Below are 23,565 nucleotides of genomic sequence, written 5' to 3'. Positions count from 1 at the left end.
GTATTATTATCTTAGAATAATATATAGTAAATTTTCTAAATATGTTCCTTATATAAATGAGTAAAGTTTAATAGAACATATATATTTTCATTCTATATATGTTAATATATATGTGTTATTAACTTTAGGCACATGAAATAAAATAATAGACCAAATATACGAGTATACTGGTATATTATTTTTTGAATGTACCTTATTTTAAGGAGGATTTTATGAACTATAAATTTGTATATAATGATAAAGAATACATATTATCTGAAGAAAATTGTGATGGTATATTTTTTGAGACAACTGAAGATGATAAAGAAATTGATGGTATATCATTAGATATTATATTATCTGCTTTATCTCAAGGAGAGAATGTAGAATTTACAAAAGAATATTATTCTGGTAAATGTGAATGTAATAATCAAGAGAATTTAAACAAATCTTATGGATATTTAGAATATCATTTTTATATCTATACAAAGAATTTAAATTATGTAATAAATACACTATGTGAAGAATATAAAAATACTTCTTATAATAAGCTTTCTAGAGAAGGTAAAATAGATGATAGTTATATAGTTAGTGTAATTGTATGCCCATGTTGCTCTAATTACTTAATTGATATAGAACAATGTACTGTTTAATATAATTCTATTTAACTATTATATTAAAGATATAAAATCTCTATTAGTAATATTTAAATTTGTTTAATAAACTAACAAAGAACTGTTAGCCTCTATATTAATACTTATATTAATATAGAGCTTATCTTTAACTTTTAGTAAAATTTATAATTAAGTAAAATAAAAAGCACTAACTAAGTTAGTGCTTTTTTGGTGGCTCGAACTGGAATCGAACCAGTGACACGAGGATTTTCAGTCCTCTGCTCTACCGACTGAGCTATCGAGCCATATTACCTGGCAATGTCCTAATCTCCCACACAGTCTCCCATGCAGTACCTTCGGCGCTATAGACCTTAACTGTCCTGTTCGGAATGGTAAGGAGTGTTACCTCTATGCCGTTACCACCAGATCACAAATAGTATTATATCGGGATATTATACTTATGTCAACAGTTTTTAGAAACTTTTTTTATATTTTATTTATTTTCTTGTTTTTATTACTATTTAATATACTTATAAATCAGACTATATCTAGTATAAAGTTACAATTAACATTAAATAAACTTTTATAAAAAATTCATGATATTGCTTATCTTAATGACATTTATTAATTGTTAATCTTATTTAAGATACAAAAAATAATAGACTAAAATAATTGTTTATTTGATAAATTCTATATTAAAAATAATAGACAACTTGCATTTTTTATTATTTTATGTTAAATTACCTTATCTTTTGCAAAAGTATATATATTATATCTGTGTACAAGCAAGTACACAAGATATTTAAGAAAGAAGGTGTTAATATGCCATTAGGTGTATTTATAGATTGCTTATGTATTCTAGTAGGAGGTACTATTGGAGCTTACTTAAAAAATAAAGTACCAACAAGGATTATTGAACCTTTAAATGTAATTTTCGGTATTTCTGCTATAGCAATTGGGATTGTAGCTTTTATTAAATTAAACTCTCTTCCAACTGTTATCTTATCTATTATTTTAGGCACATTAATAGGAGAATATTTAAACTTAGAAGATAAAATTAAATCACTATTCCAAAACGTATTAAATAAATTAAACTTTAAAATTCCAAATAACATCAACAGTGATGATTACATGAAATTTTATTTAATTGTAGCTGTCACTTTTTGTGCAAGTGGTACTAACATATTTGGTGCAATCAATGAAGGTTTAACTGGTGATATGACTATTTTGATTTCTAAAGCTACTATGGATATTTTTGCATCTTTTATTTTTGCAACAACACTTGGTTATGCGATGAATATAATTGTAATCCCTCAACTTATTTTTTTATCACTATGTTTTTATTCATCTCATATAATTATGCCCTTTATAACTCAATCTATGTTGGCTGATTTTGTTTCAGTAGGTGGTCTTATGACGTTCATTTTAGGGCTAAGCATAGCTAAAATAAAGAGTGTTAGTGCTGTAAATCTTTTACCCTCTTTATTAATTGTTCTACCAGTATCATATTTATTTAGTATACTTCTTTAAATTTTAAGAATACAAAACCTACTCCACTTAAAATTATATAAAAAGTTATTAAATAAAATTTAAAATGTATTTTTTATTATTTTGAATCTAGTCCATTGTTCTAATAATTTTGAAATATTATAATACTAACTATAAATATAAAAAGCTGTAACTTATAAATTACAACTTTTTATATTTTATAGTATGCATCTCATTATCTATACAGAATTTTTAGGTTTTTTTCTTAATATAAATCATTGATACTATTTTTAGCTTAATATATTAATTTTATAATATTTGACTAAATTCTATTCTTTCTTTGTTTGGCCCTTCTATTGTGAAAAAACGCACTCCATTATTCCAAAATGGAAGAAAATTAATTGTATCATTTGTTGTATTTAATCCTTGTTTATTTATATATTCATATGCCTTTTCAATATCTATAATATTAATTGCCACGTGATTTATTGCACCCGATTCCATTTTTGCAGCATTATTTTCATAAGTTTCAATCATTAAATTGCCCAATTTTAAAAAAGCTACTTTTTCGTTTGCTTCTTTATTTACTGTCTTATAAGTAATTTCAAATCCTAACTTTGTGTAAAATTTAATTGTTTTTTCTATATTATTTGTAGGAATGCCAATATGTGCAATTCCATCTGATAATCCCTTCATTAATATATCCTCCTTCTACATTATCTCATTTACCTTTTCTATAGTTGGCATAGATGCAATTGCACCATATCCCTGTACACAAATACTTGCAACAGCATTAGCAAATCTCGTAAAATCCTCTAACTCTTCCAATGTTAACTCTTCTAAATTTTTTCCACTTCTACTTATTTTAAATAGAAAACCTCCCAAGAAAGCATCTCCTGCACCTGTTGTATCTACTACATTGCTTACAAATCCAGGAACTAAATTGCATCCATCTTTTGTTGCCACAAGGGCCCCTTTTGCACCTAGTGTAATTACTACAACCTTTACACCCTGCTTAATTAATTTTTCTGCTGCTGCTTTTGCTTCTCTTTCATCTGTAAGAAGTTTAATCTCTTCATCAGAGATTTTTATAATGTCTACATAATTAATAACTGAACGCATTTCTTTCACAGCTTTTTCTTCACTTTCCCATAATGAATCTCTATAATTAGGATCATAAGAAATAATACTTCCAAAATCTTTTGCTTTCTTTAATGCATATAATGTAGTTTCCTTACTTGGATTATCTGTAAGTGATAAAGATCCTATGTGAAATATATGACTATTCTTTAAAATTGGTAAAGAAATTTCTTCTTTTTCCATCATAGTATCTGCTCCTGGCTTTCTTGCAAATGAAAATGTCCTTTCTCCTTGTTTATTTAAATCAACAAAAGCAAGTGTTGTAAATACATCATCACTTAATACAAATCCTGTATTATCAACATTTTCTTTCTCTAATGTTTCCTTTAGAAATTTTCCATGAATATCATTTCCTGCTTTTCCAAGAAAAGCTGTAGATGCACCTAACTTACTTGCCGCTACAAGTACGTTTGCAGGAGCTCCACCTGCATTCTGTGAAAATAACTTTTGTTCCTTTTCATTAAAACCCTGAAACGTAAAATCAATTAACATTTCCCCAAAAGCTGTAATATCAAATGTTGTTTTATTCATAATTCCTTCTGTATCCTTTCTATCAATTTGAATTCTTATATATTTAATGCTTTCTTTACATTCTGTATTATCTTTAATATATTATTAAAATTATTTTTATATCCTTACCTACTATGCGAAGCAAGAAATAATTAATGCACATAATAAACCTGTGATACCGATTAATGTTTCCATTATAGTCCATGATTTTAGTGTATTTTTTTCATTCATCTCTAAAAGAGAAGATACTAACCAGAATCCAGAATCATTTACATGACTAAATGCTGTTGCTCCACCATTAATAGCACATACCATTGCGGCTCTATATATTGGAGATAATTCAGCTACTGCAGGCATTGTAGCCATAATCCCAGCTGCCATAGTCATTGCTACTACTGCTGCCCCCACTGATGTACGAATTAATGCTGCAATTAAAAAAGCTATAATGATTAATGGTAATCCACTCTTTTCCAAATCTGGTCCAATAATTTCTCCTATCCCTGCATTTTGTAGTACCCATCTAATTATACCGCCTCCAGTAATTACAAGTAGAATCATACCTGTAGGTCTTAAAGATTTATCTAAAATTTGCTTTAATTCTTCACTATTATATCCATGTTTTATACCAAGTAAATACATAGCAGCCAAAGTAGCAATAATAAGTGCTACAAAAGGAGTTCCTAAGAATTCAAATATAGCCTGTACTGGTTTTAAAAACTGAATATATGTAGAAACTGTACTAAGTAAAATAAGTAGCAATGGAATCATAATAATAGTTAGGACAACCCTAAAACTAGGTAATTTTTCTTCTTCACACTCTATAACGTCTATAATATTACTAGGAAGTTTTAAATAAATTTTATTTCCAATATATTTCCCCCATAGTATTCCACTAACTAACATAGCTAAGATTCCTACTGGCACACCAACTGAAATCATAACCCCTAAGTCAACATTTAACATGTTGGCCACCAATACAGAACCTGCTGATGGTGGTATAAATGCAAATGACGTTGCTAATCCTGCCAATAAAGGAATTACATAATATAAAGTAGATTTCTTTGTCTTCTTGGCAAGTCCAAATGCAAGTGGAATTAAAATTACGACCCCAGCTTCAAAAAATACAGTAATTCCTACTACAAGCCCAGTTACTCCTAATGCCCATCCTGCTTTCTTTTCTCCAAATTTATTAATAAGTGTTTTAGCAACTGATTGCGCTCCTCCTGATACTTCTAGAATTCCTCCAAACATAGATCCAAGACCAATTAAAAGAACTATTCCCTGTAATGTATCACCAGCACCATATTCAACCGTTTTAATCAAGTCAGGCACTGGCATACCAGCACCTAACCCAATAAATAAAGCAGATATCAATAATGATAGAATTGGATGGAACTTAAATTTTATAATTAATAATAATAAAACTATAATTCCTGCAACTGATGCTATCATCAATCTTGTTGGATCTGTTACAAATGCTTCATTTACCATAATAACTTTTCTCCTTCTTATTTGTATGGAGCTATAATATATTTACCATTTGTACGAAGTTCTGGCTTACTTAGAATATCTTCTAATTTTTCAAGGCCACATACTTCATATATCATACTACTTACATCTAATCTTCCTGAATCAATTAATTCTATTGCACGTTTATGTGTATATGGATTAATATAAGATGCTTTCAACTCTATTTCCTTTTGGAATATTTCAAAAGGTTTCACTGATATTGTTTCATCTGGTTTTGTTAATCCAAACATCATAACAACTGCTTTATTACCTGCAATATCAATTGCTTGTTCAATTGTAGATGGACGTCCAACACATTCAATAACTACATTTACCCATGTCATTCCATTTTCTTTTAATTTAGCCTTTACATCTTCTTTTATTGGGTCTATACAGAAATCTGCACCTAATTGCATAGCAGTTTCTCTTTTCTTCTCTACAGGCTCTAATAAAGCTACTTTTGTTGCTCCTGACAGTTTAGAAAGTTGCATCATTAATAATCCAATCATTCCACCACCAATAATTACAACATTACTTCCTGGGTGAATATTACACATATCAATTCCATGAAGACAACAAGCTACTGGTTCTGCCATAGCACCTTTTTCAAATGTTGTATTGTCTCCAATTGGATAAATTTGTTTTTGATTCACACTACAATATTCAGCAAAACCACCATTCATTGTTGTTCCATAACCAATCATATCTGTGCAATAATGAGCAATACCACTTCTACAATAATCGCAATTACCACAGTAACAGTTAGGATCTACGCATACTCTGTCTCCTTCTTTATACTTTGTTACGTTTTTTCCCACTTTCGCTACTATCCCTGCAAATTCATGACCAAGAATTGTTGGAGGTGTTACTTCTGCTGCACCTTTATCTCCTTCATAAATATGTACATCTGTACCACATACTCCACAAGCCTTTACCTGAACTAAAACATCCTCTGATCCCACTACTGGTAATTCTTTTTCTTCAATTTTCATATTATGTTTTCCATAAAATACTGCACTTTTCATTTTTGTTCCTCCTAATTTTTCTTTTAAATCACACCTTATAGTTCCAACTTATGTTTAAGAGGTGATCATAAGTTAATATTAAACGGTTACTGTAAACGAATCAATTGTGATAAATTACAATTGATTCATTTATTTTTTGTATGATTTTACAGTTTTCTTTTTAATTATCTTTAATTTTAATTTGTGATAATATAAGATATATATTAGTATCTGTACTCATGATATAAACTAAAAAATTTAAATATAAATAAATATAAAAGAAAAGGTGATTATTATGACGACCACCGGAATGACAACAATGGAAGTCAAAAAAATTAATAAAAGCAATGTATATTCTTTGATTTATTCTGAGAAATCAATTTCTAAACAGATGATTGCACAAAAATTAAATATGGGATTAACTACTGTTACACAAAATTTAAAAATATTAGAAGAAGAAAAGCTTATTGAAAGAAATGGCTATTATGAATCAACAGGTGGGCGAAAAGCACAGGCTATTCAGATTAATTGTACTGCACGTATTTCTATTGGTGTAGATATTTTAAAAGAATGTGTTCATATTGTTGCTATTAACTTGTATGGAGATATTTTAAATAGTATTACACTCTATATCGACTTTGAATCTTCTGATCAATACTTTTACAAACTTGGTAATTCAATTAATAATTTTGTAGAAATGAATTTATGGAATAAAAACATAATACTTGGAGTAGGTATTGCAATTCAAGGTATAATTTCAAATGATGGTAAAACTATTACTTATGGAAAGATATTAAATGATACAAAATTAAACTTAGATGATATTTCAAAACATATTCCTTATAATTGTATTCTAGAACATGATTCTAAAGCTGCAGCCTATGTAGAGTTATGGAATCATAAAGATTTAAAAGATGCTGTTGTATTCTTATTAAATAGAAATTTTGGTAGTGCTGTTATCATAAATCGTGAAGTTCATCATGGTCTAAACATGCATAGTGGTGTAATAGAACATATGTGTATAAATCATAATGGCCCTTTATGTTATTGTGGAAGAAAAGGATGTCTGGAAACATATTGTTCTGCAAATAGTCTCGAAAATTTAGCAGGAGAAAATTTAAATTCTTTCTTTAAAAAACTTAGAAAAAAAGATTCCTTCTGTAATAAAATATGGACTGAATATTTAAATAATCTTGCAATAGCTACTAGAAATTTAAATGTTATTTTAGATTGCAATATTATAGTTAGTGGATTTCTAGCACCTTATTTAATACAAGAAGATATAGACTACCTTCATGAACGTGTGGCTGCATCACTACCGTTTCCACTGACTGATAATTTTATCACACTCAGCAATTATGGAGAATTGGCTCCTGCAATAGGTAGTGCTCTTATATTTGTGGATAAATTTTTAAAAACAATATAAAATATAAATACTATTAATTAATTAATTTTTTTATGTCATAATATAATTATAAATATATTTTTAGAGGTGTTGTTATGAGCATTCAAAAATTAGCACAAATTTTAAAGGAAAGTAATAATATAGTTTTCTTTGGAGGTGCAGGTATGAGCACTGAATCGGGTATTCCTGATTTTAGAAGTGCTAATGGTTTATTTAATAAAAGACTTAATATGACTTTTTCTCCTGAACAGTTAGTATCTCATACATTCTTTATTAGATATCCTGAAGAATTTTTTAACTTCTATAAAGATAAGCTTATATATGAAGATGCTAAACCTAATGCTGGGCATTTAGCATTAGCAAAATTAGAAGAAATGGGAAAACTAAAAGCTATAGTTACTCAAAATATAGATGGATTACATCAAGCAGCTGGAAATAAAAATGTATTTGAGCTACATGGATCTGTTCAGAGAAACTATTGTATTAAATGTAATGCCTTTTACGATACTAAATTTATTTTAGAATCTAAAGGTATTCCTACTTGTACAAAATGTGGTGGAACTGTGAAGCCAGATGTCGTTTTATATGAAGAAGGTTTAGATGAATCTACTATTCAAGGTGCAATTAAAGCTATATCACAAGCTGATACTTTAATCATAGGTGGAACTTCATTAGTTGTTTATCCTGCTGCTGGACTTATTGATTACTTCAATGGTAAAAATCTTGTACTTATAAATAAAAGTAGTACTTCTGCTGATTCTAAAGCAGATTTAGTTATCCATGATTCCATTGGAAAAGTTCTAAGTGAAGCTCTTAAGGCATAATCAAATGTTTTAAATGTAAATTCTACTTAAAACATAGCGAATAAAAAACTGTAGTAAATACATAAATATGTTTTTACTACAGTTTTTTTATATTTATTTAGATAATATTATTCCTTCAATCTTATCTGTACAACATCCACAACATGTACCTGCACTAGTTTGCTCTTGTACTTCCTCTAATGTTTTAGCACCATTGTCTACAGCATTCTTAATATCTTGTGCTGTTACATTTAAACATCCACATACAACTTCATTCATATCCATTTCATTCGTTCTCCTTTTAATCTTTCATTCTAATAAGATAATAAGTAATTTATCTTATAGATATATTTTAATACATTATCTTTTATTAATCAATAATAATTATTAAGTAATATAAAATATTTTTAATATCTTATTACAAAATACTTTAATTATAGAATTATACTTTCACTTCTATTCATGAACTCTATACTAAAATATCAATACTAGTATTAATTGAAGCATATACAATTATATAAATAAATTAGTATGGTATTTTTATTCAAAGTTATCAATATATTTTAAATGATAACTATTATAGGAGATTTTTTAATGAAATTTATATTATTTTTACTATTTATTTTACTAATGGGGGGAGGCGTATTTTTCTTAATTTCTTCTTATGAACAAAAACTTTCTAATTTACATCATCAATTAGTTATTAGTAAAAATCAATTATCTAAATTACAAAAAGAATATAAAAACTTAACTTCTTTTAAAAAAGATTTTTCGATTAAATTTCTTAATGTTGATAAACATTCAGGAATAGTAGCTAAAGACTCTTTACTTTATTTATCCCCAACAAATCTATCACCTACTTTGCAAAAATTAAATATAGCAATGGAAGTTTGTATTTTAGATAAAGTAGTCTATGACAATGATGTGTGGTATTATGTTGCACTTCCTATAGATAGTAATATTAATTCAAGAGGTTGGGTTCTTGAAAATTGTTTTTCTGGTTTTTCGAATGAAACTACAGGGATTATTAAGTGTTAAAAACTTTAAAGTCCATCAAATAAAAACTTATTTGATGGACTTTAATTTTAATATGTGATTCAATTAAATACTGTTATTAATCATAAACTGTCATTAGTATTTTCCTTTTTTAAGGCACTTTCAAAAAAATAACATAAATATATATTATTTAACTAATATATATCTTGCATAAATCTCAATACTCATATATATAAGATATATAACTATTGTAGCTACAAGTGGCCAATTAATTATTCTATCATAAGCTTTGTCTTTAACTATAACATCTTCATCTATAGTATTTTTATTATCGTATGATATATATTCTTTATATGAAATACCATTGTAACTTAGTATATTATTACTAAATTCTTCTTTTCTTTGATCATTAATCTTTTTAATTTTCTTAAGTAACAATATTGTTAATATTCCTGATATTAGTCCTATAATAGAATATTCACCTAATAAAACTAGTTTTTCATTAATAGAAAGTGATTTAATAGCTATTTGTTCTGCTGATTCTTGAATTCCAAATTTAGCATTAACAAATGTTAAAACTTTTTGCATTACAACAGATGTACCATTAACCATAAAATGAAATGTCATAGAAGCAAATATACTATTTGTTATTCTAACTAGATAAGCTAAAATTCCACCTAATACAGCTGCATATAAAAATTGTTGACCATTTAAATGGAATATTCCAAAAAGTAAGCCTATTACTATACAAGTCTTAAAATCACCTTTATCATCATATCCAGCTTGAACTATTCCCCTTAATGTTATTTCTTCTGTTATAGCTGGCATAACAGCCATTAAAAGCAACATTACTATAAATGATGTTGATGATATCTCAGATACAAAATTTGCTATATCATTTTCAAAGAAGAAAGAAGTTATTAAAGAGAATAAAGTAACTAATGGTTGACATATTAATGATAAAACTACAATTAAAAAGAAATCTTTTAAGTGTAACTTATTTAACTTAAATGTTTGTTTTATATCTGGTTTAGCAATTAAAACATATAATATTGCTGGTAAAACAAATAAAATCATATGCTGTAAAAATAACTGAATTCTTACATCACTTATTCCTAATGCTAAATAAATACTAAATAAAAAAAATGGTAGTATTATTTCTCCTAATAAAATTACTAAAAAATATAAATTTGCTCTAAATGTTTTTTTCATATTGACCCCTTATTAATATAATAAATATTATAAAAACCACTAAAACCTATTAATTTTATCTATAAACTAATTTAAATGATTCTTATTTTTTCTTTGTAATATTAATTATATTTCTATTAATGTTTTTTAATGAGTAAATTTAAAATCTAATGTATAAATAAGTATTTGTTTGGAGAGAATTTATAATGAAGTAACTAACTTCAATATTTAATCGCCTCTCCCCCCATTTTATTTATATACCAAATTTTATTTCTCTTGCTATGTGCATATTAAAAGTACATAGCAGGAGGAATTGTTTTATATTAATATACTTAATAACTGTTGATTCTATCCAATAAACTTTATACTGAACTATTAACTTTATTTTTAAATAGACATAAGGCCTCTTCTAACCATATCTAATGCTCTTATTGTGGCTTGAGTTCTTACCTTATTTCTATCTCCCTTAAAAATATGCTTTTCAACACTTACTTTTCCTTTTATATAAAGCCCTATATATACTAAACCAACTGGCTTTTCATCTGTGCCACCACCTGGACCTGCGATTCCGGTTGTAACTATACTAACATCAGTATTAGATGTTTTAGCAACACCTTCTGCCATTTCTTTAGCTGTTTCATAACTTACTGCACCATACTTCTCTAAAGTGTCTGTACTAACATTAAGTCTACTATGCTTAGCTTCATTAGAGTATGTTACACATCCTTCTAAAAATACCTCAGATACTCCTGGATAAGAAACTAACTTAGCTGCTATCATTCCACCTGTACATGATTCTGCAGTTGATATTGTTAGCTTTCTATCTATTAACATCTTAGAAACTACATCTTCTATTGGCTCTTCTCCTATAGTATATATATTTTCACCTAATCTGTTTTGTATTTCTTTTATAACAGGCTCAATTAACTTCAATGCTTGATTCTCGTTATCAGCCTTTGCCGTTACTCTTAATGTTACTTCTCCCTCTTTTGCATATGGTGCGATCGTTGGATTTGTTTGTTTATCTATTAGATCTTGAATCTTTTCCGCTACTGAGCTTTCCCCAATTCCTATTATCTTTATTGTTCTTGAGACTAAAGTAGTATTACTCTTAGCTTTTAAATAAGGCATAACACTATTTTCAAACATAGGTTTCATCTCATTTGGTGGTCCTGGCATAATAATCATTATTTTATTATTTTCTTCAATAATAGTTCCAGGTGCAGTACCATTATTATTTTCGATTACAATTGAGTTTTCTGGATATAAACCTTGCTTTAAATTACTTTCTGGCATTTCCTTACCCATAGTTTTAAAGTATTCTTTTATTTTTTTAATAGATTCTTCATGTGAAATTAACTTTTTATTAAAATACTTTGCAGCAACTTCCTTGGTCATATCATCTTTAGTTGGTCCAAGACCTCCTGTGGTTATAACTATGTCACTTCTTTTAAAAGCATCATCAAAAGCCTTTAAAATTCTTTCTTCATTGTCACCAACAACTTGTTGATTATACATATCCAATCCTAATAAAGCTAACTGCTTTGCTAAATATTGAGCATTAGAATTAGTAATATCCCCTAATAAAATCTCTGTTCCTACAGCTATTATTTCAACTCTCATAAATTATCCCTCCTATTTTATGTAAAGCCATTTAATATTAGTTTATGTTTTAATTGAATACTGATATTGTTTTAAAACATAACTCTATATTTATATTATCTCTGTATGACTTCTATCATTTTTAAATAGTATGTTATATTTATTATCTTCTTTTACTATTTTAGTCAAAGAGGCTTGTCCGTATACACCCTTAATTTCAGATTCAAATTCTATAAAGTAGCTCATAATTACCTTTAATGCCATTCCATGCGAAACTATCATTATTGTTTTTCCCTTTTCTTTTTCTAAAATATCATCTAATACTTTAAACACTCTTTTTTCAACATCTAAAATAGTTTCTCCATTTATACCTTTTACTTCTCTATTACCAATGAACAATTCCTCTAAAAGATTTGATTCTCCTATTTTAGGTAATTCAGTTACTGCAGTTCCTTCAAAATCACCAAATGAAATTTCTTTTAGTTCATCACAAGTAACTATTGGTGTGTTATTAGGCTCTGCTATAATCTTTGCAGTATCTAATGCTCTCTTTATTGGACTTGAATATATAATATCAATTTTTTCATCTTTGACTCTATCCCTTAAGCATCTTGCTTGATTTAAACCTTTATCAGTTAATGGTGAATCCTTACTTCCTTGAAGCCTTTTTTCTGTATTCCATTTTGTTTCACCATGTCTTGTTAAAAATATTGTTGTCATATCTCCACACTCCCTCTAAGACATATCCAAAAATTTAATTACTATTTTTAATATGCCTTAGATATAATTCTACAATATTTATACTATATCTTCTAGTAATAATGTCTATAAAAAAATCGCTAAGCGACTTTGGAGCGTCGATTTTTTTTAGCTATGCACCCTTTCCAAACGTAGTACAGGAATAATGATGCGGCATATGATTATTTTTTATTCTTTAGGTTGTACTTATAATACCTCTAAAACAAAATATTCTAAAAGTTATCTACATATTTTAAAATATATAATTTTCTAAAGAATAAAAAAATAAAACCATTTATCATAATAACAACATGATAAATGGTTTTAGGAATATATATTTATATTATTTTCCTTCAGTTTCAAGTAAAGCTAATGCTACAGCACCTATAACTCCAGCATCTGTTCCTAATCCTGCTGGAACAATCTTAACAGATTCAGCCATTGACTTAAAGCATCTCTTATTAACTACTTTTCTTACTGTATCAAAAACTACTTCTCCTGCTTTTGATACTCCTCCACCAATAATAATTATTTCTGGATCAAAAATAGATACTGCATTTGCAACAGCTATTCCTAAATAATTTAAAGCATTATCTATAATATCTTTTGCTACTTCATCTCCTGCAGCTGCTTCTACAAATACTTCATATGAAGTAATATGATCATATTTTCTTAATGATGTTTCAACTTTAGTACTAACTGCTTCTTGACCTCTTTTTCCAATTGCAGTCCCTGATGAAGTTGCTTCTACACATCCGATATTACCACAATTACATCTTGGACCATCTGGAGCTACTGTCATATGTCCTATTTCTAAAGCATTAGATGTATGGCCTCTATATATCTTACCATCTAATATAGCTCCTCCACCTACTCCAGTACTTACAGTGAAAAATAATACATTTTTAGCGCCTTTTCCTGCACCAAACATATATTCCCCAATAGTAGCAACATTGGCATCATTATCTAAAAATACTGGTACTCCAAACTTATTTTTTAATGGTTCTACTAAATTAAAATTCTTAAATGGAAGATTTGGTGTATATATTATTATTCCTTTTTCCGCATCAAGAGGTCCTGGTGAACCTATACCAATTGCTTTTACATCTTGATAAGTTGCTCCACCATCTTTTATTACTTTATCTACTGATTCTATAATTCTATTTAATACAGGAATTTCTCCTTCATTGGCATTAGTTGGAACTGTAGTTTGACTAATTACTTCTCCATTCAATTTTGAAAGAGCTGTACTAATCTTAGTTCCTCCTAAGTCTACTCCTACAACAAACGTCTGCATAATCTTATCCTCCACACTATAAACTTAAACTTTTATGACCGGTAACGGTTCTAGCATTTATATATTATACTATATTATTTCGTGTAAAGGAAATCAAATTTGTAAATTTACTACTATTTCTGTTTATATGCGTTAATAGAGTAATCTCCTAACGAATCATACCCCTCATTAATGATTTCAAATTTATTATCTTTAAGCATAGAATTTATTACATTTATATTATTTCTATTCTCTTTATTTATTCTTATTATAAAATTATCTCCACTGTCTACAATATTAAGATAATCAAAAATATTGCTATAATCACTTAATTCAAGATTCCCTTTAATGTCCATACTGTAGTCTGACATATACACCCCTCCGCCTCTATAGGAAATTTTAGTGCAACAATTCATATAATTTATTATTCCTTATATAAACAGTTTTATTCTATAATATGTATATGTAAAAAAAGATATAAATACCAATATTATACTGATATTCATACCTTTTTTGTTGTTAAGGCATAATCAAAAAATGATAACTCCATCTACCAAGCCTATTTTCCATTATACTGCATTAGCAGATTTGCCTAATAGGCTAGCTATGAAACCAATCTACTTCCTTGCCTAATGAAAAATAATCATGGTATTTTGGACTTGTTATTTTTCTTCATATGCCTAAATGCTATATTTTTAATAGTTATGTGTTAATTCTTATAATTTATTCTTTAGTTGTATTTTAAATAGATGTTTCCACTACAATATTACTCTTATTTTAAAATATAGCCTATACTTTGACTATTTTTCATCTGAATTTAATTCCTCTATAACTTTAATTGCCTCAGATTCTGGAACCTCTTCATATCTTATAAATTCTTTCTTGAAACTTCCACTTCCATGTGTAATTGATCTTAAATCAGTAACATATCTAGTTATTTCAGAAAGTGGAATTTCTGCTGTTATCTCTTGCTTAGAATTCTTTGGTTCCATTCCAATTACTCTTCCTCTTTTTTTATTAATATCACCAATTACATCTCCCATATATTCATCAGGTACTTCTACTTGTAACTTCATAATAGGTTCTAATAATATAGGTTTAGCCTTCTCTAGTCCCTTTTTATATGCTAAAGAGGCTGCAACTTTAAATGCCATTTCTGAAGAATCTACTGGATGATATGATCCATCATGTAAAGTAGCTTTAAGTCCTATAACAGGGCACTTAGCTAATACTCCATGTTCTATACATTCTTTTAACCCCTTCTCTACAGCTGGTATAAAGTTTCTTGGGACTGCACCTCCAACAACTTTATCAACAAATTCTAAATCGTTTTCTCCATCTGTTCTTGGCTCAAATTTAATTACAACATCTCCATATTGTCCATGTCCGCCAGATTGTTTTTTATGTTTACCTTGAACATCTGCTGAAGATTTAATTGTTTCCCTATATGGTATTTTAGGCTCTCTTAAAAGTATATCTACTCCAAATTTATTTTTTATTTTACTTGCAATTATATCTATATGGGTTTCTCCAAGTCCAGAAACTATTATCTCTGCATTCTCACTATCTCTTTTTATTTCAAAAACAGGGTCTTCATCCTTTAATTTAGTTAATGCTTGAGAGATTTTATCTTCGTCACCTTTAGCCTTTGGCATTACTGCCATAGAAAATACTGCTACTGGGAAATTCATTTTATCATATATTACTTTAAAGTCGTTACTACATAGTGTATCTCCTGTCTCTGTATATTGCAATTTTGATATAGCACCTATGTCTCCTGCTATAATCTTTTTAGTTGGAATTTGGTTCTTACCTCTAATAAAACATATATGAGAAAGTTTTTCATTCTTATCTTTATTACTATTTAAAACAATCATATCTTCATTTGCTTCACCAGTTATAACTCTAAAAAATGATATTTTTCCTACAAATGGGTCTGCAATTGTCTTAAATACAACTGCTGAAAAAGGTTTATCTTGATCTAAATTTACAAAAACCTCTTCATTATTATTCATATCTAAAGCTTTCTGTGGAATTGCATATTCTGGAGATGGCAAGCATTCAATTATTTCTTTAATTAATGAATCTATTCCTATAACTTTTAAGGCACTTCCGCACATAACTGGTGCAATTTCTCCACTAGCACATCCCTTTATTAAACCCCTATATATTTCTTCATCACTTAACGTACCTTCACTAAAATACTTATCAAGTAAAATTTCATCAGTTTCAGCAACAGCTTCAATAATCATATCTTTACATTTTTCTATTTCATCATTTAATTCTTCAGGAATATCTATAATCTTTGTTTGCTTAGTTTTAATATCATATATTGTTGCTTCTTTTGAAATAATGTTAACTACGCCTCTAAAATCTTCTTCAGATCCTATTGGATATTGAATTGGCACAACACTTATCCCAAATTTTTCTTTAAGATCACCTAAAACATTGCTAAAATTAGAATTTTCTCTATCTAATTTATTTATAAAAAATGTTCTTGGCAATTTTATCTTATTGCAATATTCCCAAGCTTTTTCAGTACCCACTTTTATTCCTGATACTCCACTAACAACTATCATTGCTACATCTACGGCTCTCATTCCTTGAATACATTCACCTTCAAAATCATAATATCCAGGAATATCAACAAAATTTATTTTTACATTGTCTATTTCAACTGGTGCTACTGAAAGTGATATTGATATTTTCCTTTTCTTTTCTTCATTATCAAAGTCTAAAGCTGTTGTTCCATCCTCAATATTTCCTAATCTATCGATTATTTTAGAATGATATAAAATGCTTTCTACTAAAGAAGTTTTTCCTGTTCCACTGTGTCCCATTAGGCCTACATTTCTTAAGTTTTTAATACTATAATCTCTCATAAACTCCTAGCCAAAATTATAAACTCTGTTATAATCTGGCTTTCACCTGCCTTTCTCAAATAAACTGATTTAAAATAGTTTAGCAGTATTAAGCTTTTTTATATTCGCTCATATAATAACTGCATTAATTTAGATAAGCTGTTTATAAGTTTAAAATTAAAAGATATATTCTTTTAATCTAATCAAAAACAAACTATTATTTTGCTTTTAATATAAGTATATGAAGCATTTTTCTATATAATTATAATATTCTATATATATTTTCAAACTCCTTTCCATTTTCTAAATATTCAGAAGATTCTATCTGTTTTTCGTCCACATTTTTGTGAAATAAGAAATATTTTGAACACTCATTATTTAGTAAAAATTTTAAATTAGAATATATATATTAAATTTATTTCAGTATAATGATATAATTAAGTCTGTAACTTCAAAATTTAAACTATGATTTAAATTAATATGATCTTTAAAAAATTAATATTATTTATGGAGGGAAATTCTTAATGAAGCCTGAAAGAAAATTTAAAAATAATTATACATCATATCTTTTATTAGGTTTTATAATAATAGCTATATGTATAATATCATTTGTCCTTTTTAAATCGCCTCAATTAGGTGTTGCAGATCAAGGAGATTTTGACAGAGTAATGAATAGTTCTGGATTGTCATTACTAGATTCATATAGCTCAAATCCAAACTTTAATAGATTTTATGATTATATAATTACGGATTATAAAATTACCGATAATTTTAATTATCTCATAACTATTGTTAGTTCTAGTTTAGCTTGGTTAATAGCATTAATAAATTTTATATGTAAGGTGTTAAATCAAAATATATTTAAAACACAGTACTTAGCTGTAGCTTACAGTGTTCTTTATATATTCTCAATAACCATGATATTAAAATATTTAAATATTAAAAATAGATTTAAACTTACTTTAATAGCACTATTAACACTTTTTATTCTTTTTGATGGTAATTATATACTTTGGTTTAATAGTTTATACGGTGAACCTATGATGCTTACTACACTATTAATATTTATCACAACCTGTTTATATTACATAAATTATAAATACGTTAAAAAAAATACTGATAAATTAACATCAAAAATAGTACTTATCATATTAGCCGGATTTTTATTACTCGGTTCAAAAATGCAGTTACTCACAGCTTTACCATTTTTAATAATTTTAATCTCTAAAATTTTAATAGATAATCGTCATCTATTACCTAAACGTAACTTTAAGTTACTTATAGTACTATTTTTAATTATGATTATTTATCCTCTTCAAATTAATATAGTAAATAAAGGTATAGGTAAAGATACTCAATATAATTCTGTATTTTTTGGAGTTTTAAATGGATCTAAAACTCCAGAACAAGATTTAATAGATTTAGGTCTTAATCCAGATATGGCTACTGAAGCTGGAAAACATTCTTATTTAGATGAAAGCGAATATGTAAAGTATGTTCCTAGAACAGAAGTTACTGAACAAGAGTTTTATAGTAAAATGGGGAATGCCAAATTAGCTAAATTTTATTTAACACATCCTATAAGATTTATTAATGGTTTAGAATATACATCTAGTAAAGCATTTTATACTAGTACATCATTAGGTAAAACTTCAATGGAATATAGCAAAGAGCCTACAATAAAATTTAATAGATTTGCTAATTGGTCATATTTTAGAGAAAATTTTATGCCAAAAAATCTATTATTTATAATTGGAATATTTCTTATTGTATTTTTATTATCTATATATAAATATGTTAAGAATAAAAATAATCAAGAACTTAAAAATAAAATATTTCTACTTTGGACAATTATATTTATAGGAGCTGTTCAATTTCCTATGCCATTTGTAGGCAATGGTCAAGCTGACACTGCAAAACAGTTATATTTATTTAATTTTATTTTTGATATTTTACTTATAATAATAGTAACTTATTGCTTATCTAAGATAATTGATTTTATAGCTTCTATAGGAAAATCATCAAGTAATTCTTAATCTTTAATTTCTGTTCTAAAGTATAGTATGTTTAATTTAAACCTAGAACATTACTATATTTAAACTTAATAATATATGTTGCAATAAGAGTTATTAAATAACTATATAGTCTTTTGTTGCACATTTAAATTTGCAATGTATATAATATAAGTTTTAACAAGAATACAACTGATATAAATTAGGCTGTTTCAAATTAATTAATTTTTTAAGGCAGCCTTTATATAAAATAAATATAAAAATATAAGTAGAGGGATTTAAATGCATGAAAAAGAATGACTTAAAACTATATTTAAAAGAAATATATAAATTACTATTTAAATTAAAAGAAAAATTACTTCCCACAAAAATTAGTAAACTGAGGCTTATTATCGTACTCTCAATGTTAATTAAAACCATATTATTTGTAGCTATGCTTCAAATAGATAGTGCTGACAAAATTTTAATAGATAACATAAGTTTTAAATTTATATTTGTTTACCTTGCATTTATATTATTAGTTTATTCTTTTGGATACTTATTATCTAAAAATATACAAACTATATTTTACATAATTTTTGATTCTTTATACTCTGTATTATTAGTATTAGATTTATGCTACTTTAGAATTAATAGAGATTTATTAGGATTAAAGAATCTACTTTTTAAAGATACTTTTAATCCAATGGGAGGGCCACTTTTTAATATAAAACCTATAGATACAATATTTATTATAGATATTTTCATAATAGTATTATGTATCATTATAATGAAAATAAAAAATACACAAGAAAGAAATCTTAAAAACTTTTTATTTACTTTAAGATACTCCATTTTAATTATATTAATTTCAATAATATGTGTTGATATATTACCCTTAGGTGAATTTGGTGAAAGTATAATACATAACCAATGGACAACACTAATGGAGGTAAAAGCACCTGGCCCATTAGGACATAACATTATAGAAAGTTCAAAGAGTTTATTTAAATTTTTCACAAATGCTAGCAGAGAAGAAAAAGAGGAAATTAATGATTGGCTAGCCTATAATAAAGAAGAAATTCAACCTAATGAATATAGTGGAATATTTAAAGGGAAAAATGTTATATTTCTTCAAATAGAGTCTTTAGAGAACTTTGTTATTAATAAAACAACAAATGGAAAAGAAATAACACCTTTTCTAAATAAACTTACAAAAGAAGGGTTATATTTTAATAACATATATGAACAAAATAATGCTGGCAATAGTATTGATTGTGATTTTATGATTAACACTTCACTTTATCCATTAGGTGATAAGATAACAGCATTAAACTATGGAGAAAATATATATGCTAATTCTCTTCCAAGAATATTAGGAAAAGAAGGTTATACAACTATATCATCACATGCTGAATTACCATGTGAATTTAATTGGTCGGAATTACATAAAAATTCATTTGGTGCACAGAAACTTTGGAGCATAAGAGATTATAATTATGATGAAGTTGTAGGATATGGATTATCTGATAAAAGTTTTCTATCTCAAACATTTGAAAAATTAAAAAATGTGCAAGAACCATTTTTTCTTCAGCTTCCTACTTTATCTAGCCATGGACCATTTAATATAGATAAAAAATATAGACAGTTAGATTTACCTACAGAAGTTGATGAAAGTAACTTAGGTGGATATTTTGAAAGTGTTCTTTATACAGATAACCAATTAGAAATGTTTTATAATGAGCTTGATAAATCTGGCTTATTAGACAATACTGTATTAGTTATTTATGGAGATCACACGGGTGTACATAAATATTATAAAGACAACATAGAAAATCTTGATTATGAAAATAATTGGTGGAAAGATGAAGATCATAAAATTCCATTAATAATCTATTCAAAAGGAGTTACTCCTAATAATATAAAAGCAAGTGGTGGGCAAACAGATATATTACCTACTATTTGTTACCTTTTAGGTGTAAATGATGACTCCTATAGAAATACATCTATGGGACGAATACTTGTTAATACAAATAGAGATGCAATAACTATCAAAGGTAATACTATTGTTGGTAATGTTAAAAGCGATGAAGAAAAAGAACATATTCTAAAAGCTTATGAAATAGGATCTAAAATTATAAAAAATAACTACTTCTCTAGTAACTAATTACTCTTAATAAATTATAAAATAAAAGAACTACCTCGAAAATAATCTGATGACTATCTCAAAATATATTCATATATTTGAGATAGTCATCTATTTATTATTTATATAAATTTCTGAGTGAATAAGTTCCATTACAATAATAAAAATAATTAATATAAATTTTCTATATAATTATTTTTTGTTATATAAGCATATTCAAATGTTTAATAATTCTCCAATTTAAAATTTATCTTTTATTTTACATTTTAAATTTATCATAATAATTGATAAGCTTCCTCCAAGTGTATCAATTATTACATCTCTAAATGCCCCTTCTCTACCTGGAACAAATAGTTGATGAAATTCATCAGAACAAGCATAAAAAAATACTATACATAATGATATAACTTTAATTCTTTTGTTTATCTTATAATATAAACTTAATACATTTAAAGTTAAAATTCCTAGAATCATATATTCTAAAAAATGAGCCATTTTTCTTAGTATAAAATTAGCTAATTCTCCAAACATCCCATTAAGATTTATACCTAATTTAGATAATATTACTATAGCTGTAGTACTTTGTTTATCTGATATAACTGCTGGTTGATTAGACATCATAAAAATAAAAACCATCCAACATATCAGTAGACCCCAATAAAATATTTTTCGTTTATTTTTCATTAGTCTCTCCATATATAATATATTTTTAAATTAAAGCACATGAAAATAAATAACAAGCCCAAAATTGCAATAAATATTTTTAATCAGGCAAGGATATAAATTGTCTTATAGCATGCCTATTATGTGAATTTAACAATTCAGCATCGTTGAAAATATGCTGGCAAATAGACTTGTTATTTTTTGATTGTGCCTAATCTTCTTTAATTATATATTTTCCAACAAATTATTGCCACTAAAAATGTTATTATTCACACATATACTTATTTATATATGCTAATGATTCTTCTAATAATTCTTGTCCTCTTTCTAAGCCCTCAACCTTTATTTCTAGATTACATACCCTTTGATCTACTTGATGCATAAGATCCTTAATATCATGTAATAATTTAGCTTCATATGTTACTTGAATTCCATCACTATCAACAAATACCTTTTCTGGTGGGTTACCACATTTAGTACATTTTGCATATATATTATTATTATCTAATTCTTTAAATACTTTAAATACATCATTATTACAAGATGAACAACTTGATAACATTTTAAAATCATAATTATTTGCATCATAATAATATATACTTTCACAGTCCTTACATCTCAATTTTAATTTATCATCTTGACTATTTATATAAAACTCATTTCCGCTACAACCGTCTTTTTCACATACTACTGTTCTTATCATAAAAATTACCTCCTATATACTTTATAAAACTTAACCATATAAATTTAATATGTTATTAATTTAAAATTTATACCTAAAATATATATTATGAACAATTTATTCCTATATATAAAACCAACTATAAAATATACTTAAATACTTATAATATATTTGAATAAAAAGTACATTATTTTCACCTACTATATATGTTATAGCTATACTTTTTAGACAATTACAAATACTAACTATATTAATACTATCAGCTAAATAAAAATTATTTAAAAGTTATTATAAAAAAATAGTAACTATAATACTAACACTATTTAAAAATTATACTTATTAAACTTAATAGTATATAAAGTACATTATTAAAAACATCTAGGAGGATTTAATATATGAAAAAGTTATTTATATTACTTTTAAATTTACTAATAATAACTTCACTTCTATCATGTAAAAAAAACATTTATAACGATGGAATTTTTATAGGTAAAGGTGATAATTATTCATATGGATATGATGATGCCACCATTAGTATTGATGAAGGAAAAATGGTAGATTTAACATTACGTCATTTCGATCAAAGTGGAAAAGAAATTAATTATGAAGATTGGACTGGAAAAGAAGTTAATGGGATTACTAATCCTAACTTACAAAAATATAGAGGTGATATTATTCAAGAAGTACTAGAAAGGCAATCTGGAGAAGTAGATATAATTCAAGAAATTCCTGAAATATCTTCTAACTGGAAACTAGCAATTAATAGAGCATTAGAAAAGGCAAAAAAATAAAGCTATGAAAATTCATAGCTTTATTTAAATGGTGGAGATAAAGAGATTCGAACTCTTGACCCCCTGCGTGCAAGGCAGGTGCTCTCCCAACTGAGCTATACCCCCATAATGGTGGACCTTCAGGGACTCGAACCCCGGACCTACCGGTTATGAGCCGGTTGCTCTAACCAACTGAG

Annotated in this window: 21 protein-coding genes, 2 tRNA genes and 1 rRNA gene; 8 read left to right on the top strand and 16 right to left on the bottom strand. The window is 26.9% G+C overall.

Annotation, left to right across the window (positions count from 1 at the left end; all coding sequences use genetic code 11):
• The first annotated feature begins 212 nt into the window (after nucleotides 1-212).
• Nucleotides 213-632 carry a DUF3785 family protein gene (locus ACYUET_RS16610; RefSeq protein ID WP_219780934.1) on the top strand — a complete coding sequence of 140 codons (420 nt, stop codon included), beginning with the start codon at nucleotides 213-215 and terminating at the stop codon, nucleotides 630-632.
• 190 nt (nucleotides 633-822) lie between these two features.
• On the opposite strand, the gene ACYUET_RS16605 is transcribed toward ACYUET_RS16610, so the two are convergent.
• Both ACYUET_RS16605 and rrf read right to left on the bottom strand, forming a co-directional pair.
• A tRNA-Phe gene (locus ACYUET_RS16605) sits at nucleotides 823-898 on the bottom strand.
• Nucleotides 899-903: 5 nt separating this feature from the next.
• Nucleotides 904-1,020, bottom strand: a 5S ribosomal RNA gene (gene rrf / locus ACYUET_RS16600).
• 395 nt (nucleotides 1,021-1,415) lie between these two features.
• On the opposite strand from rrf, the gene ACYUET_RS16595 reads away from it, so the two are divergent.
• The gene (locus ACYUET_RS16595) at nucleotides 1,416-2,123 is read left to right on the top strand and encodes a DUF554 domain-containing protein (RefSeq protein WP_460281475.1); all 708 of its coding nucleotides are present in this window, start codon (nucleotides 1,416-1,418) and stop codon (nucleotides 2,121-2,123) included.
• 267 nt (nucleotides 2,124-2,390) lie between these two features.
• Here ACYUET_RS16595 and ACYUET_RS16590 read toward each other — a convergent pair whose 3' ends face one another.
• The 4 genes from ACYUET_RS16590 to ACYUET_RS16575 form a co-directional block, all read right to left on the bottom strand.
• Nucleotides 2,391-2,777, bottom strand: coding sequence for a VOC family protein (locus ACYUET_RS16590; RefSeq protein WP_460281474.1), 387 nt, complete (start codon nucleotides 2,775-2,777; stop codon nucleotides 2,391-2,393).
• Between the two features lie 15 nt (nucleotides 2,778-2,792).
• Nucleotides 2,793-3,752: a carbohydrate kinase family protein gene (locus ACYUET_RS16585; RefSeq protein ID WP_460281472.1), complete on the bottom strand. Its 960-nt coding sequence runs from the start codon at nucleotides 3,750-3,752 to the stop codon at nucleotides 2,793-2,795.
• Nucleotides 3,753-3,863: 111 nt separating this feature from the next.
• Nucleotides 3,864-5,222, bottom strand: a complete 1,359-nt coding sequence (locus ACYUET_RS16580) for a GntP family permease (protein WP_460281470.1) — start codon at nucleotides 5,220-5,222, stop codon at nucleotides 3,864-3,866.
• Between the two features lie 17 nt (nucleotides 5,223-5,239).
• Complete coding sequence (locus ACYUET_RS16575) at nucleotides 5,240-6,265, bottom strand: zinc-dependent alcohol dehydrogenase family protein (protein ID WP_460281468.1); 1,026 nt, start codon at nucleotides 6,263-6,265, stop codon at nucleotides 5,240-5,242.
• A gap of 298 nt (nucleotides 6,266-6,563) precedes the next feature.
• On the opposite strand from ACYUET_RS16575, the gene ACYUET_RS16570 reads away from it, so the two are divergent.
• Together ACYUET_RS16570 and ACYUET_RS16565 are read left to right on the top strand one after the other, a co-directional pair.
• Nucleotides 6,564-7,670, top strand: a complete 1,107-nt coding sequence (locus tag ACYUET_RS16570; RefSeq protein WP_460281467.1) for an ROK family transcriptional regulator — start codon at nucleotides 6,564-6,566, stop codon at nucleotides 7,668-7,670.
• 74 nt (nucleotides 7,671-7,744) lie between these two features.
• A complete protein-coding gene (locus tag ACYUET_RS16565; RefSeq protein WP_460281465.1) occupies nucleotides 7,745-8,473 on the top strand; it encodes an NAD-dependent protein deacylase in 729 nt (242 codons plus the stop codon).
• A 93-nt stretch (nucleotides 8,474-8,566) separates the two neighbouring features.
• On the opposite strand, the gene ACYUET_RS16560 is transcribed toward ACYUET_RS16565, so the two are convergent.
• Nucleotides 8,567-8,737 carry a (2Fe-2S)-binding protein gene (locus ACYUET_RS16560; RefSeq protein ID WP_460281464.1) on the bottom strand — a complete coding sequence of 57 codons (171 nt, stop codon included), beginning with the start codon at nucleotides 8,735-8,737 and terminating at the stop codon, nucleotides 8,567-8,569.
• Nucleotides 8,738-9,046: 309 nt separating this feature from the next.
• Between ACYUET_RS16560 and ACYUET_RS16555 the strand changes: the two genes are divergently transcribed.
• Nucleotides 9,047-9,490 carry a hypothetical protein gene (locus tag ACYUET_RS16555; RefSeq protein ID WP_460281463.1) on the top strand — a complete coding sequence of 148 codons (444 nt, stop codon included), beginning with the start codon at nucleotides 9,047-9,049 and terminating at the stop codon, nucleotides 9,488-9,490.
• Nucleotides 9,491-9,634: 144 nt separating this feature from the next.
• Here the strand turns inward: ACYUET_RS16555 and ACYUET_RS16550 are convergent, their stop codons facing one another.
• From ACYUET_RS16550 to fusA, 6 genes are all read right to left on the bottom strand, one after another.
• Nucleotides 9,635-10,660, bottom strand: coding sequence for a lysostaphin resistance A-like protein (locus tag ACYUET_RS16550; RefSeq protein WP_460281461.1), 1,026 nt, complete (start codon nucleotides 10,658-10,660; stop codon nucleotides 9,635-9,637).
• A 366-nt stretch (nucleotides 10,661-11,026) separates the two neighbouring features.
• Nucleotides 11,027-12,262, bottom strand: a complete 1,236-nt coding sequence (locus ACYUET_RS16545; RefSeq protein WP_460281459.1) for a competence/damage-inducible protein A — start codon at nucleotides 12,260-12,262, stop codon at nucleotides 11,027-11,029.
• Nucleotides 12,263-12,352: 90 nt separating this feature from the next.
• Nucleotides 12,353-12,961: a histidine phosphatase family protein gene (locus ACYUET_RS16540; protein WP_460281457.1), complete on the bottom strand. Its 609-nt coding sequence runs from the start codon at nucleotides 12,959-12,961 to the stop codon at nucleotides 12,353-12,355.
• Between the two features lie 361 nt (nucleotides 12,962-13,322).
• Complete coding sequence (locus ACYUET_RS16535) at nucleotides 13,323-14,276, bottom strand: ROK family protein (protein ID WP_460281456.1); 954 nt, start codon at nucleotides 14,274-14,276, stop codon at nucleotides 13,323-13,325.
• Between the two features lie 113 nt (nucleotides 14,277-14,389).
• Nucleotides 14,390-14,626, bottom strand: a complete 237-nt coding sequence (locus tag ACYUET_RS16530) for a hypothetical protein (protein WP_219780943.1) — start codon at nucleotides 14,624-14,626, stop codon at nucleotides 14,390-14,392.
• Between the two features lie 429 nt (nucleotides 14,627-15,055).
• Entirely contained in the window at nucleotides 15,056-17,137 is a 2,082-nt protein-coding gene (gene fusA, locus ACYUET_RS16525) for an elongation factor G (RefSeq protein WP_460281455.1), read from the bottom strand.
• A 503-nt stretch (nucleotides 17,138-17,640) separates the two neighbouring features.
• Between fusA and wsfD the strand changes: the two genes are divergently transcribed.
• Complete coding sequence (gene wsfD, locus ACYUET_RS16520; RefSeq protein ID WP_460281453.1) at nucleotides 17,641-19,152, top strand: glycan biosynthesis hexose transferase WsfD; 1,512 nt, start codon at nucleotides 17,641-17,643, stop codon at nucleotides 19,150-19,152.
• Nucleotides 19,153-19,414: 262 nt separating this feature from the next.
• Complete coding sequence (locus ACYUET_RS16515; protein ID WP_460281452.1) at nucleotides 19,415-21,274, top strand: LTA synthase family protein; 1,860 nt, start codon at nucleotides 19,415-19,417, stop codon at nucleotides 21,272-21,274.
• A gap of 219 nt (nucleotides 21,275-21,493) precedes the next feature.
• Here the strand turns inward: ACYUET_RS16515 and ACYUET_RS16510 are convergent, their stop codons facing one another.
• Entirely contained in the window at nucleotides 21,494-21,937 is a 444-nt protein-coding gene (locus ACYUET_RS16510) for a VanZ family protein (protein ID WP_460281450.1), read from the bottom strand.
• 244 nt (nucleotides 21,938-22,181) lie between these two features.
• Entirely contained in the window at nucleotides 22,182-22,619 is a 438-nt protein-coding gene (locus ACYUET_RS16505) for a hypothetical protein (RefSeq protein ID WP_460281448.1), read from the bottom strand.
• Nucleotides 22,620-22,993: 374 nt separating this feature from the next.
• Between ACYUET_RS16505 and ACYUET_RS16500 the strand changes: the two genes are divergently transcribed.
• A complete protein-coding gene (locus tag ACYUET_RS16500) occupies nucleotides 22,994-23,389 on the top strand; it encodes a hypothetical protein (protein ID WP_460281446.1) in 396 nt (131 codons plus the stop codon).
• 29 nt (nucleotides 23,390-23,418) lie between these two features.
• Here the strand turns inward: ACYUET_RS16500 and ACYUET_RS16495 are convergent.
• Nucleotides 23,419-23,494: transfer RNA gene (locus ACYUET_RS16495), tRNA-Ala, on the bottom strand.
• Nucleotides 23,495-23,565 lie beyond the last annotated feature (71 nt).

This window comes from Clostridium sp. CTA-5, from assembly GCF_054768135.1.
This window is presented reverse-complemented; position numbering and strand designations above follow the sequence as displayed.